This is a genomic window from Streptomyces sp. KPB2 (genome assembly GCF_003950055.1).
In the GTDB taxonomy this organism is placed as follows: domain Bacteria; phylum Actinomycetota; class Actinomycetes; order Streptomycetales; family Streptomycetaceae; genus Streptomyces; species Streptomyces salinarius.
In genome coordinates this window covers 4,568,045-4,580,309 of the sequence record NZ_CP034353.1, presented here as the reverse complement: position 1 = coordinate 4,580,309, position 12,265 = coordinate 4,568,045, and the positions used below count along the sequence as shown (strand labels likewise).

11 protein-coding genes are annotated in these 12,265 nt (G+C 74.8%); 5 read left to right on the top strand and 6 right to left on the bottom strand.

Going from position 1 to position 12,265, the window contains the following annotated elements:
• The first annotated feature begins 85 nt into the window (after positions 1-85).
• Positions 86-358: a hypothetical protein gene (locus D1J63_RS20555; protein ID WP_125630622.1), complete on the top strand. Its 273-nt coding sequence runs from the start codon at positions 86-88 to the stop codon at positions 356-358.
• Here D1J63_RS20555 and D1J63_RS20550 read toward each other — a convergent pair.
• Positions 313-969, bottom strand: a complete 657-nt coding sequence (locus D1J63_RS20550) for a haloacid dehalogenase-like hydrolase (RefSeq protein ID WP_125630620.1) — start codon at positions 967-969, stop codon at positions 313-315. The two genes, D1J63_RS20555 and D1J63_RS20550, sit on opposite strands and share 46 nt — an antisense overlap.
• A gap of 389 nt (positions 970-1,358) precedes the next feature.
• Positions 1,359-2,372, bottom strand: a complete 1,014-nt coding sequence (locus D1J63_RS20545) for a hypothetical protein (protein ID WP_164712904.1) — start codon at positions 2,370-2,372, stop codon at positions 1,359-1,361.
• Positions 2,373-2,512: 140 nt separating this feature from the next.
• Between D1J63_RS20545 and D1J63_RS20540 the strand changes: the two genes are divergently transcribed.
• From D1J63_RS20540 to D1J63_RS20525, 3 genes are all read left to right on the top strand, one after another.
• The gene (locus D1J63_RS20540) at positions 2,513-5,113 is read left to right on the top strand and encodes a helicase C-terminal domain-containing protein (protein WP_125630616.1); all 2,601 of its coding nucleotides are present in this window, start codon (positions 2,513-2,515) and stop codon (positions 5,111-5,113) included.
• Positions 5,114-5,518: 405 nt separating this feature from the next.
• Positions 5,519-5,689, top strand: coding sequence for a hypothetical protein (locus D1J63_RS20530; protein WP_125630612.1), 171 nt, complete (start codon positions 5,519-5,521; stop codon positions 5,687-5,689).
• 78 nt (positions 5,690-5,767) lie between these two features.
• Entirely contained in the window at positions 5,768-7,405 is a 1,638-nt protein-coding gene (locus tag D1J63_RS20525; RefSeq protein WP_125630610.1) for a DNA repair helicase XPB, read from the top strand.
• 3 nt (positions 7,406-7,408) lie between these two features.
• On the opposite strand, the gene D1J63_RS20520 is transcribed toward D1J63_RS20525, so the two are convergent.
• A complete protein-coding gene (locus tag D1J63_RS20520) occupies positions 7,409-7,594 on the bottom strand; it encodes a hypothetical protein (protein WP_003974657.1) in 186 nt (61 codons plus the stop codon).
• Between the two features lie 300 nt (positions 7,595-7,894).
• Here D1J63_RS20520 and D1J63_RS20515 point away from each other — a divergent pair, with 300 nt between their 5' ends.
• The gene (locus D1J63_RS20515) at positions 7,895-9,940 is read left to right on the top strand and encodes an ATP-binding domain-containing protein (protein ID WP_125630606.1); all 2,046 of its coding nucleotides are present in this window, start codon (positions 7,895-7,897) and stop codon (positions 9,938-9,940) included.
• Between the two features lie 192 nt (positions 9,941-10,132).
• On the opposite strand, the gene D1J63_RS20510 is transcribed toward D1J63_RS20515, so the two are convergent.
• From D1J63_RS20510 to D1J63_RS20500, 3 genes are all read right to left on the bottom strand, one after another.
• Positions 10,133-10,822 carry a copper homeostasis protein CutC gene (locus D1J63_RS20510; RefSeq protein ID WP_125630605.1) on the bottom strand — a complete coding sequence of 230 codons (690 nt, stop codon included), beginning with the start codon at positions 10,820-10,822 and terminating at the stop codon, positions 10,133-10,135.
• An 85-nt stretch (positions 10,823-10,907) separates the two neighbouring features.
• Positions 10,908-11,591, bottom strand: coding sequence for a maleylpyruvate isomerase family mycothiol-dependent enzyme (locus tag D1J63_RS20505; RefSeq protein ID WP_125630603.1), 684 nt, complete (start codon positions 11,589-11,591; stop codon positions 10,908-10,910).
• Positions 11,592-11,601: 10 nt separating this feature from the next.
• A complete protein-coding gene (locus tag D1J63_RS20500) occupies positions 11,602-12,252 on the bottom strand; it encodes a TetR/AcrR family transcriptional regulator (protein ID WP_125630601.1) in 651 nt (216 codons plus the stop codon).
• Positions 12,253-12,265 lie beyond the last annotated feature (13 nt).

Sequence of the window (12,265 nt, the reverse complement as noted above, 5' to 3'; positions counted from 1 at the left end):
CCGCCGGTACCCAGGCTAATGGTGATCGGCCGGGTGACAAGACGTCCCCCGGCTGTTCTCCAGGCCTGGGAACTACCCTGGTCGGGTGCGTGAACAAACCCAAACGAATTCCGCCGCGCCGGGTGACCGGCTGATCCGCGCCGGTGCGATCGTCTTCTTCGTCGGCGCCGTGGCCACGCTGGTCACGGTGGCCCCGCTGCTGCTGGGCACGACGCCCTTTCCCACCTTCATGTTCGGGCTGAGCATGCTGATGGGAGTGGGCTTCCTGGTCGCCGGTGCCGGGGTGCTCCGGTCGGTCGCCGCGGGGCGGCGTCAGGCGCGCGCCGCGTCGAGCCCCTCGGTGTCGCCCTCGCAGTAGGCCGCGAGCCATGCCGGGAACCGTGTGAGGTCGGCGAGGACCACGTCCGCGCCGGCCGCGCGCAGCTCGTCGGCGTCGCAGGGTCCGCTCGCCACGGCCACCGAGAGGGCGCCGGCGGCGCGGGCTCCGCGTACGTCGCCGACGTGGTCGCCGACGTAGACGTCCGCGTCGTGCTCGCGCAGCGCGGCGGCCTTCTGCTCGGCCCACAGGCCGCCGATCACGGCGTCCGGCTCGATGCCGAGGTGGGCCAGGTGCAGCTTGGCGTTCGGCTCGTACTTGGCGGTGACGACGATCGCCCGTCCGCCTGCCTCGCGCACGGCGGCGACGGCCTCGCGGGCGCCCGTCAGCGCGAGGGTGGGCTCGATCGCGTACGCCGGGTAGATCTCCCGGTACAGGTCGGCGACGGCCTCGATCTCCCCGGCCGGGAACCAGTTCGCCAGCTCCTCGGCCAGCGGCGGCCCGAGCCGGGTGACGGCCAGGTCGGCGTCCACGTACGTCCCCGTGCGCGCGCTCAGCTCCAGGTAGCAGGCGCGGATGCCGGGCCGTGAGTCGATCAGCGTCATGTCGAGGTCGAAACCGACGGTGGGCGCGGGGCGGGTCGTGGAGGCCATGACCCCCATTGTGCCGGGCACCGAACGGGCCCGGCCGAGCACGTACCTGCCGGACGCCCGACTCCGCCGGGGGCGAGCCCTGTGGGGGAGGGCAGGCGCCGTCAGCCACCGGGACAGGGCGCGCGGGAGCGGCCGGGCACATGCCCCGCCGACCGCCGAGACGGGCGGGCGCGGGGGGCGGGCGCAAGCCCCGCCGGCGTAGCCCCCCGCCGCGCGCCGGCCCGTCGCCCGGGCGTTCACTTTTCAGCCCACCGAGTCGGGTGGTGGGTGGGCACAGGCCGGGGGTCCAGGGGGCGGAGCCCCCTGGTACGGCCACCGTGACGCGCCCCGCCAAGCATCCGGGAGCCACGGTCCCGGGGGCCGACGGACGTGGCGGCCGAAGGGCCCCGTCAGCCGCGGGAGCGGCGGGAGCGCCACAGAAGGTAGAGGGCCGTGGCGACGGCGGCTCCGCGCAGGACCCAGGGCCAGGTGTCCGCGACGGCCTCGTTCAGGTGGCCCTCGGTGATCTCGTCGCCCCAGCGCCCCTGGGTGCGGCCCCACAGCCAGACGGCCCCGGCGGCGGCGACCGTGCCGGGCAGGCCCAGGACCGCCCACTTCGTCTGGGCCGGGGTCAGCCGGCGGGAGAGGTAGGCGATCAGCCAGCCGAGGCCGAGGGGGACGAGGCTGCCGAGTACGGCGCCGACGATCAGGAGGGCCGCGGCGAGCAGCAGCAGGGGGTTGTTCCAGCCGCCCTCGGGCCACATGCGGGGCAGGCGGCGCCCCTCCCGCTTCCCGACCGGCCCGGCGGCCGGCTCCTCGGCCTCCTCCACCGGGGTCTTCGACCCGGCGGTCTCCTTCCGCGCCGCCTCGTCCTCCACGCTCGGCGGCTTCCTCAGCAGCTCCGGGATCTCGACGCCGCCGACGAATCCGGGGACGCTGTCGCCGAGGGTGCCCGTACCGGCGAAGGGGCCGTCGTCGACCCGCCACCAGTCCGGCTGTCCCTCCTCGGCGTCGCCCAGTTCCCGCGCGCTCGCCAGGTGGGGAGGGGAGGCGGCCGGGGGCCCGGCCGGGGCCTCGGGTGCGGGGCGCCGCCGGCCCCTGCGCCGCTGGGCGTCACGGGGCGTGGCGTCGCGTGGCTCGGGGTCCCGCTGCTCGGGTACGGCGGTGGGGGCAGGCGCCTGCTGCCGTGCGCCGCTCGCGCCGCCCGCCGCGGTGACGATGTCGTCCGGGTCGCCCAGCCGGTCCAGGATGCGGCGGACGGCGGCGGGGCTGTCCACGGTGGTCTTGGCACGGTGCCGGTCGATCTCGTTGCGCAGCTCCGACACCAGCCGCATACGGGTGGCCGACGGCAGCTGCCGCTGCTGGGCCACGTCGCCGACGCGGCTCAGATACTCGAAGACGACCTGGTCGCTCTCGATCCCCACGTTCCCCTCCGGGGCGGTGCGTTGTGGTACCCCGACGTACCCCGTCGGACGAAGGTACCGAATCCTCCCCGTCCGGCCGACGGCACCGCGCCCGCGCACGCACACCTCCGCCGTCGCACCCACCCGCTAACGTGAGCAGGATGAGCACCGAGGAGAAGTCCGCGGCCCCCCGGTCCCTCGCGGAGGCGCTCCGCGTCAGGGACGACGTCTCGCTGGCCGCCCTCCTGCGCAGCCGTCCCGACCTCATCACCCCCGTGCCGACCGACCTCACCCAGCTCGCCACCCGCGCCGGCACCCGCGCCTCGGTCGTACGGGCGCTGGAGCGTCTTGACCGGTTCGCGCTGCAGACGGCCGAGGCGCTGGCCGTGGCGCCGGACCCGGCGTCGTACGGCGGGCTGCTCGCCCTGATGGCCGGCGACGAGGAGGACCCGGCCGTCGCGGCCGCGCTGCCCCGGGCCGTCGCCCTGCTGCGCGAACAGGCGCTGGTGTGGGGCGCCGACGACCGGCTGCGGCTGGTGCGCACCGCCCGTGAGCTGCTCGCGCCCTCCCCGCAGCACCCGTCCCCGACGGGGCTCGGTCCGTCCGTGCGGGAGGCGACGGCGGGGATGTCGCCGGGCCGGATCCAGGAGATCCTCGGCGCCGTCGGCCTGCCCTCCACCCACGACTCGGTGTCCGCCGTGTCCGCGCTCGGCGCCCTGTTCGCCGACCGGCGGCGCATGGCGGCGCTCCTCGCCGAGCTGCCGGAGGAGTCCCGGGAGGTGCTGGACCGGCTGGTGTGGGGGCCACCGTACGGCCAGGTCACCCACGACCCCGCCGCCCACCTGCGCGCCCTCCTCGACCGGGGCCTGCTGCTGCCGACCGCGCCCGGCACGGTGGTGCTGCCCCGCGAGGTCGCCCTGCATCTGCGCGCGGGCCGGGCGCACCGGACGCCGGAGCCGGTGCCGCCGGCGGTGGAGGCCGCCGCCACACACCGTCCACAGGTTGTGGACGCCACCGCGGCCGGGCAGGCGCTGGCGGCGCTGGCGACCGTGGAGGAGCTGCTGAAGGAGTGGGACGAGGGCGGCCCGGCGGTGCTGCGGGCCGGCGGCCTGAGCGTGCGCGACCTGAAGCGGACCGCCGTCGCGCTGGACGTGCCCGAGCCGGTCGCCGCGTTCTGGGTCGAACTGGCCTACGGCGCCGGTCTGATCGCCTCCGACGGAGAGGCGGACGAGCGGTACGCGGCGACCCCGGCGTACGACGAGTGGCGCGAGCTGCCGCCCGCCGAGCGCTGGGCGCACCTGGCGGGGACGTGGCTGACGGCCACCCGGACGCCGGGCGTGGTCGGCGGGCGGGACGCCAAGGACCGTACGCTCTCGGCGCTGGGCCCGAACCTGGACCGCTCGGCGGCGCCGGAGGTGCGGCACCGGGTGCTGGCCCTGCTGGCGGGGCTGCCCGAGGGTGCCTCGCCCGTCGAGGCGTCGGTGCTGGCCCGGCTGCGCTGGGAACGTCCCCTGCGCGGCCCGCAACGGCAACAGCGGGAGACCGGGACCGGTGAGGCGAGGGACGACGACCTGCGCAGCCGGATCGCCCGGTGGACGCTGTCCGAGGCCGAGCTGCTGGGCGTCACCGGGCGCGGTGCGCTGGCGGCGCCGGGGCGGGCCCTGATCGGCGCCCCCGAGGCACCCCGTCCGGCGGCGCAGGCGCAGGAGTCAGAGCCCGAGGGTCCGGGCGACAAGCTCCCGGTCCACCACCACCGCATGCCCCCGGCGGCCACTCCCCCGACCCCCGCCGAACGGGCCGCGGCCACCGCGACCGCCGCCCGGCTGCTGGCACCGCTCTTCCCCGAACCGCTGGACCACGTGCTGCTCCAGGCCGACCTGACGGCGGTGGCGCCGGGGCCGCTGGAGCGGGAGCTGGCCGACGTGCTGGGGGTGCTGGCGGACGTGGAGTCCAAGGGCGGGGCGACGGTCTACCGGTTCACGCCGGGTTCGGTGCGCCGCGCGCTGGACGCCGGGCGGAGCGCGGCCGAGCTGCACGCCTTCCTCGCCCGGCACTCCCGGACGCCGGTGCCGCAGCCCTTGACGTACCTGATCGACGACGTGGCCCGGCGGCACGGGCGGCTGCGGGTGGGCGCGGCGTCGGCGTACGTGCGCTGCGACGACGACGCGACGCTGGACGAGATCCTCGCCGACAAGCGGGCCACCGCCCTCGGCCTGCGCCGTCTCGCGCCCACCGTGCTGGCCGCGCAGGCCGACCCGGCGGCGCTCCTCGAAGGGCTGCGCGCGATCGGGTTCGCGCCGGCCGCCGAGTCCGCCGCGGGCGACGTGCTGATCGCCCGCGCGGACTCGCACCGCACCCCGCCCCGGGCCGCCCCCGAGCCGGTCCCGGACGGTCCGCCGGCGCCCGACGACACGCTCCTGGCGGCGGCGATCCGCGCCGTGCGCGCCGGTGATCTCGCCTCCACGGCCCCGCGCAAGCCGGGCCCCGGGAGCGGGGAGGGCGAGGGCGAGGCGCCGAGCGGCTCGCTGCCCCGCACGGGCGCCGCCGAGACGCTGGCCACGATGCAGGCGGCGGTCCTGACCGGCGAGGCGCTGTGGATCGGCTACGTGAACGCCGAGGGCGCCGCCAGCCAGCGCGTGATCGCGCCGATCCGGGTCGAGGGCGGCTTCGTCACGGCGTACGACCACACGGCGGACGAGGTGCGCACCTACCCGCTGCACCGGATCACGGGCGTGGCCGAACTGGCCGACGACGCGGGCTGATCCGGACCGGCTCCCGCGTGCGACGCGCGGCGCACTTTCGGGTGTACGCGGTGGTTCATGCACGCCACGCCGGGTGATTCGCACCTGCGAGGGAGCTTTTTTCATAAACCGCATCGGGTCACGGGCGGTCGGGCAGCCACCGGGTGCCCGGCAAACCAACCGAAAGGAAGAACCCGATGCGTACTGCCGTTCGCCGTGTCGCCACCGTCCTGACCTCCGCCACGGCACTGCTCGCCGCGTTCGCCGCCGAGGCCGCAGCCGTCGGCATCGACCTCGGCGGAGGCCTCACCCTCTGACCCGTCCCCCTTCGCATCCCTCCGGCGGGCCGGACCCCCAGCCCTTCCGGGCCCGGCCCGCCTCCCCCGCCGAGACCTTCGCCGAGAACCGAGACCCCGAAAGGCCCCCATGCGCGGCAAGACCCCCACCCCCGGTCCCGACCGTTCCACCGCCCGTTCCGCCGTCGCCGTCTCCGTCGCCGCCCTGATCACCGCCGCCGCACTGTTCGGGGCCCTCGCCCCCAAGGCCGCCGCGCTGGAGGGGCCGCTGATCAACAACATCAACATCGCTCTCCAGTAGGCCCCGCGCCGCGATCAGGCACACTGGACGTTTGGCCGAGCCGTCGTCCGGCCGTACGCACGCGAAAGGGTGCCGCCCGTGAATGGTCCGCTGATCGTCCAGTCCGACAAGACCCTGCTCCTCGAAGTCGACCACGAGCAGGCCGCCGACTGCCGTAGGGCGATCGCGCCGTTCGCGGAGCTGGAGCGGGCGCCGGAGCACATCCACACCTACCGGGTGACCCCGCTGGGCCTGTGGAACGCGCGGGCGGCGGGCCACGACGCCGAGCAGGTCGTGGACGCGCTGGTCGAGTACAGCCGCTACCCGGTGCCGCACGCGCTGCTGGTCGACATCGCCGAGACGATGGACCGCTACGGCCGCCTCACCCTCTCCAAGCACCCGGCGCACGGTCTGGTCCTGACGACCACCGACCGGCCGGTGCTGGAGGAGGTCCTGAAGTCGAAGCGGATCGCGCCGCTGGTCGGGGCCCGCATCGACCCGGACACGGTGGCCGTGCACCCCTCCGAGCGCGGGCAGATCAAGCAGACGCTGCTCAAGCTGGGCTGGCCGGCCGAGGACCTCGCCGGGTACGTCGACGGCGAGGCGCACCCGATCGAGCTGGCGGAGGACGGCTGGGCGCTGCGCCCGTACCAGAAGCAGGCGGTGGAGAACTTCTGGCACGGCGGCAGCGGTGTCGTCGTGCTCCCCTGCGGCGCGGGCAAGACACTGGTCGGCGCGGGTGCGATGGCGCAGGCCAGGTCGACGACGCTGATCCTGGTCACCAACACCGTCTCCGCCCGGCAGTGGAAGCACGAGCTGGTCAAGCGCACCTCGCTGACCGAGGACGAGATCGGCGAGTACAGCGGCACCCGCAAGGAGATCCGGCCGGTCACCATCGCCACGTACCAGGTGCTGACCACGCGCCGGAAGGGCGTCTACCCGCACCTGGAGCTGTTCGACTCCCGGGACTGGGGGCTGATCGTCTACGACGAGGTGCACCTGCTGCCCGCGCCGGTCTTCAAGTTCACCGCCGACCTCCAGGCCCGGCGGCGGCTCGGTCTGACCGCGACCCTGGTGCGGGAGGACGGCCGCGAGTCGGACGTGTTCTCGCTGATCGGGCCGAAGCGGTTCGACGCGCCGTGGAAGGAGATCGAGGCGCAGGGCTACATCGCGCCCGCCGACTGCGTGGAGGTCCGGGTCAACCTCACCGACTCCGAGCGGCTCGCCTACGCCACCGCCGAGGCGGAGGAGAAGTACCGCTTCTGCGCGACGACCGACACCAAGCGGAAGGTGACGGAGGCGATCGTGCGGCGGTTCGCCGGGCAGCAGATCCTCGTCATCGGCCAGTACATCGACCAGCTCGACGAGCTGGGCGAGCACCTGGGCGCGCCGGTCATCAAGGGCGAGACGTCCAACGCCCAGCGGGAGAAGCTCTTCGACTCCTTCCGGCAGGGCGAGATCAGCGTGCTCGTCGTGTCGAAGGTCGCGAACTTCTCGATCGACCTGCCGGAGGCGACGGTCGCCATCCAGGTGTCGGGCACCTTCGGGTCCCGGCAGGAGGAAGCCCAGCGCCTGGGCCGGGTACTGCGGCCGAAGGCCGACGGCCACCAGGCGCACTTCTACTCGGTCGTCGCCCGCGACACCCTCGACCAGGACTTCGCCGCCCACCGCCAGCGCTTCCTGGCGGAACAGGGCTACGCCTACCGGATCATGGACGCGGACGAAATCCTCGGCTGACGTTCAGTGACGGCGGACGCCGGCCTCCTCGCCGTACTCGCCGAGGACGACGACGTCGAAGGCGGCGCCCGCGAACACCCTGACGGCGCGCAGGGTGTCACCGAGCCGGTGCCGGTGGCTGCCGGCCACGGGCGTGGCACCGGACGCGCGGCCCGGTGCCGGGGCGGGGGAGATGGTTGCTGCGCTCATGTCTCCATGGTGCGACTGCCCACCCCCGACCGGCATCGGTCCACGGACCCAATCCCAGGCCGCCTCCGGTACGACCCTGGAGGGAGCGCATCCCCCAGCGCGGAGGACGTGATCCCCTAGGGGTCGAGCACCGGGGGTCGACCGCGGGGCGGAGAAAACGGTTGGCCCGCGCCGTCCGCGCTCCCCTAGAATCTCCGCTCTTGCCCGCCTCCCCACGGAGTGCCGCCGTCCGGACGGAAACCGGTCGGCCCACCGCGCGTCCCGCGCCCACCGCACCGCAGGTCATCCGGAGGCACCCCCTTGTCCACGCCCGTCCACGACGACCCCCTCTCCAAAGAGCGCTCCCACCTCGCCGCGTCCCGTTCCGCGCTGCGCGCCATGCGCGAGGACGTCGAGTCCCTGGACATCACCGACGTCACCGCGAACTGGGTCAACGCCGCCGTGCTGGAGGCGCAGATCGAGCAGCGCATCAAGGCGCTCGCCGACCTCAGCGAGACCCCGCTGTTCTTCGGCCGGCTCGACTACCTGCACGCCCCGGGTGCCGAGCAGGCGGAGGGCGGGGAGGGGGAACGCTTCTACGTCGGGCGGCGGCACGTGCACGACGCGGACGGCGACCCGATGGTGATCGACTGGCGGGCGCCGGTCTCGCAGCCGTTCTACCGGGCGTCGAAGAAGGACCCGCAGGACGTCTCGCTGCGCCGCCGCTTCGGCTACACCGGCGGGGACCTGACCGCGTACGAGGACGAGCACCTGCTCGACCCGGCCGAGGCGGCGACCACCAGCAGGCTGCTCCAGGAGGAGATCGAGCGGCCCCGCGTCGGACCGATGCGGGACATCGTGGCGACGATCCAGCCCGAGCAGGACGAGATCGTGCGCGCCGGGCTGGCCGGCTCGGTCTGCGTGCAGGGCGGCCCCGGGACCGGCAAGACCGCCGTCGGCCTGCACCGGGTGGCCTACCTCCTGTACGCGCACCGCGAGCGCCTGGCCCGCACCGGCACGCTGGTCATCGGCCCGAACCGGTCCTTCCTGCACTACATCGAGCAGGTCCTCCCGGCGCTCGGCGAGCTGACGGTCCGCCAGGCGACCGTGGACGACCTGGTCGCCCACGTCGAGGTGCGCGGCACGGACGAGGCGGCGACGGCCGTGATCAAGGGCGACGCGCGGATGGCGGAGGTGCTGCGCCGGGCCCTGTACTCCCACGTCGTCCCGCCCACCGAGGGCGTCGTCGTGGTGCGCGGCTCGCGCCGCTGGCGGGTGCCGGTGTACGAGCTGGAGGAGATCGTCCGCGAGCTGCTCGCCCGTGACATCCGCTACGGCGCCGCCCGCGAGGCGCTGCCGCAGCGGATCGCGCACGCCGTGCTGGTGCAGATGGAGCGGGCCGGCGAGGCCCCGGACGACCGGGTGCAGAACGCGGTGGCGCGCAACGCGGCCGTGAAGGCGCTGGTGAAGTCGGTCTGGCCGCAGGTCGACCCCGCCAAGCTGGTCCTGCGCCTCCTGGCCGACGCGGACTTTCTCGCCGAGCACGCCGAGGGGCTTCTCACCGAGGAGGAGCAGAAGGCGGTGCTGTGGGCGAAGCCGGCCCGCTCGGTGAAGTCGGCCAGGTGGTCGCCCGCCGACGCCGTGCTGATCGACGAGGCGACCGACCTGATCGAGCGCACCCACTCCCTCGGGCACGTGGTCCTCGACGAGGCGCAGGACCTGTCCCCGATGCAGTACCGCGCGGTGGGCCGGCGCTGCACCACCGGCTCGGCGACCGTCCTCGGCGACCTGGCGCAGGGCACCACGCCGTGGGCGACCAGGAGCTGGGCGGAGGCGCTGGGGCACCTGGGCAAGGCGGAGGCGGTGGTCGAGGAGCTGACGGCCGGTTTCCGCGTGCCGACGGACGTCATCGCGTACGCCTCCCGGCTGCTGCCGCACATCGCGCCGGGCCTCACCCCGGTGGCGTCGATCCGCGAGAACCCGGGCTTCTTCGACATCCGTACGGCCCCGGACGGGACGGCCGACGTGGTGGCGGCCTGCCGTGAGCTGCTGGAACGGGAGGGCTCGGTCGGCCTGATCGCCGCCGACGCGCGGGTGCCGGAGCTGGCGGCGGCCCTGGCGGCTGCCGGGATCGGCCACGTCGGGCCCGGCGAGGAGACCACCCACGCCACCCGCCTCACCCTGGTACCGGCCTCGCTGGCCAAGGGCCTGGAGTACGACTACGTGGTCCTGGACGAGCCGCAGGCGGTGGTCGACGGCGAGCCGGACGAACGGACGGGGCTGCGGCGGCTGTACGTGGCACTGACCCGCGCGGTGTCGGGCCTGATCGTGACCCACCGCACGGGGTTGCCGCCGCAACTGGCCTGACCCCCCGGTAGCTGCGGGCAGTCGCCGCCGCCCCTTGGCTGCGGGCAGTCGTGCCTCCCCCAGTGCCTGAACGGCCTGGGAGGTACCCCCAGGGCGGCACGGGTGGGCGCAGCGGCACCCCGCCAACGCGGGCAAGTGACGCCTCCCCCCACCCGCGAGCACCAGCGCAGGCCCACGGGACAAGCCAAACGCTCAGTGACCGAGCACCCGCCGCCACTCCGCGACCGCGTCCGCAGACACCGGCCCCGCCCACCCCGCGGGCCGCGCCGCGCCGCCGATGTGGAAGCCGTCGATGCCCGCGTCCAGCAGCCCCGGCACGTGGTCGAGGCGCAGACCGCCCCCCACCAGCAGCTGCTGCTCGTACCCCGGCTCACCCCGCCGCCGCGCCTCCGCGAGCAGCACGTTCAGGCCCTCGTCCACGCCACCGGCCGCACCGGCCGTCAGATACGTGTCGAGGCCCGGGAAGTCCGCGAGCTGCTTGCGCAGCGCGTCCCGGTTGGCGGCCCGGTCGATCGCGCGGTGGAACGTCCACCGGCACCCCTCCAGCACCTTGGCGATCTGCTCCACCGCCCCGAGGTCCACGTCGCCCGCCACGTCCAGGAACCCCAGTACGAACTGCGCGGCCCCGGCCTCCCGCATCTCACCGGCGACCCGGGTCAGCCGCTCGACGTCCCCGGCGGCGAACCCGTCCGCGAGCCGCAGCATCACCCGTACGTCGATGTCGACGGCGGCACGGATCGCGGCGACGGTCGCGGCCGACGGGGTGAGTCCGTCGGCCGCCATGTCGGTGACCAGTTCGAGGCGATCCGCGCCTCCGGCCTGGGCGGCGACCGCGTCCTCGACGTCGAGGGCGATCACCTCCAGGACTGCACGCTTGCTCATGGGACCCCATTCGTCGGCCTGCTACAGGTCTAGTCCAATCCAAGACTACGCGCCCGACGGCGGGCCCGGGGCCCCGCGTCGCCGCTCAGCCGCCGAAGATGTTGAGCTCCTTCGCCTCCACCCCGGCCAGCTCCCAGCCCGCCGCTCCGTCCAGGGGGCGGCCCGCGTAGAGCCGTACGAGGGTGGCGCCGTCGCCGATGTAGCGGCCCGGCGGCCGCTCGCCGCTCGCCTCGCCCAGCTTGAGCGGCTCGTCGAGGTCGTCCACGTCGGCGTGGAGCGGTACGTGTCCGCGCGCCCGGGTGACGGCGCCCAGCAGTGCGAGCGCCTCCGGCAGCCCGCGACCGGCGTACGCCCCCGGCTCGCCGAAGGCCACCCGTACGTCACCGGCGTGCACCCACTCGCCGAGTGCGACCATGTCCAGCACACCGCCCGCCCGGGCGATCACCGGGCCGGCCTCGGTCATGCCGCGCTCCAGTTCGTCGACGACGCGGGCGTTGCTCCAGTCGGCCCGTTCGGCGATGTCGCGGTCGTTGGACTCGGGCGAGAAGACGCCCTTCTCGAAGCGTTGCTCCACCACCCGGATCAGGGCACTGGAGCAGTGCGCCAGCACGTCGCGCACGGTCCAGCCGGGACACCCGACCACGGGCAGGGCGAAGTCGGCGTCCGTCCGGGACCGCAGCAGCGGCACCAGTTCGTCGCGTTCGAGGGTCAGCAGCCGGCCGGGCAGTTCGGGGTCGCGTACGTCGTGCAGGTCTGCGGGAGTCGTCATGGACTCCACGTTAGGGGCCGAGCAGGTCCTTCAGTTCGGCCTCGAAGAGGAGAGCCGGGTCGAAGCCCATGCCGGTGAACTGACCGGCGAGCTCCAGCGACAGCACGCCGTGCAGCCGGGACCAGAAGGACAGGGCGCGGTGGAGCGCCGGAGCGGGCGCCGGGTGGCCGCCCGCCCACTGCCGGTGGTCGTCGAGGTGCGCGTCGAACGCCCCGGCGGTGCCGCCCGGCGACGGCAGTGCGGCACACGCGTCCACGATGACCGTCATCGTCTCGGCGGCGACCTCGGTGATGTCGCCCGGCGCGTGGTAGCCGGGGACGGGGGTGCCGTGGATGAGGAAGTAGCGCTGCGGGTCGTCCAGGGCCCAGGCGCGCAGGGCGTGCGCGAGGCCGGCCAGGTCGGCGCCCGACTCGGCGGCGGCCCGGAAGGTGTCGGCCTGACTGCGGTAGGCGTCCCGGATGAGCTCCGTGATCAGCTCGTCGCGGCCGTCGAAGTACCGGTAGAGCGCGGGTCCGCTCATGCCCATCCGCTTGGCGATCGCGTTGAGGGAGAGCGCGGAGGCGCCCGCCGTGGCGATCTGCTCCCAGGCGTGTTCCTTGATCTCCGCGCGCACCTGGGTGCGGTACCGCTCGCGCGGGGTGCTCGTGCGCGCCTCCGGCATGGTCCGCCGCCAC

Excerpts from the sequence above, each read along its gene's own strand:
- D1J63_RS20550 (WP_125630620.1), bottom strand. The coding sequence starts at position 969 with ATGGCCTCCACGACCCGCCCCGCGCCCACCGTCGGTTTCGACCTCGAC.
- D1J63_RS20540 (WP_125630616.1), top strand. The coding sequence starts at position 2,513 with ATGAGCACCGAGGAGAAGTCCGCGGCCCCCCGGTCCCTCGCGGAGGCG.
- D1J63_RS20530 (WP_125630612.1), top strand. The coding sequence starts at position 5,519 with ATGCGCGGCAAGACCCCCACCCCCGGTCCCGACCGTTCCACCGCCCGT.
- D1J63_RS20520 (WP_003974657.1), bottom strand. The coding sequence starts at position 7,594 with ATGAGCGCAGCAACCATCTCCCCCGCCCCGGCACCGGGCCGCGCGTCC.
- D1J63_RS20510 (WP_125630605.1), bottom strand. The coding sequence starts at position 10,822 with ATGAGCAAGCGTGCAGTCCTGGAGGTGATCGCCCTCGACGTCGAGGAC.
- D1J63_RS20505 (WP_125630603.1), bottom strand. The coding sequence starts at position 11,591 with ATGACGACTCCCGCAGACCTGCACGACGTACGCGACCCCGAACTGCCC.
- D1J63_RS20500 (WP_125630601.1), bottom strand. The coding sequence starts at position 12,252 with ATGCCGGAGGCGCGCACGAGCACCCCGCGCGAGCGGTACCGCACCCAG.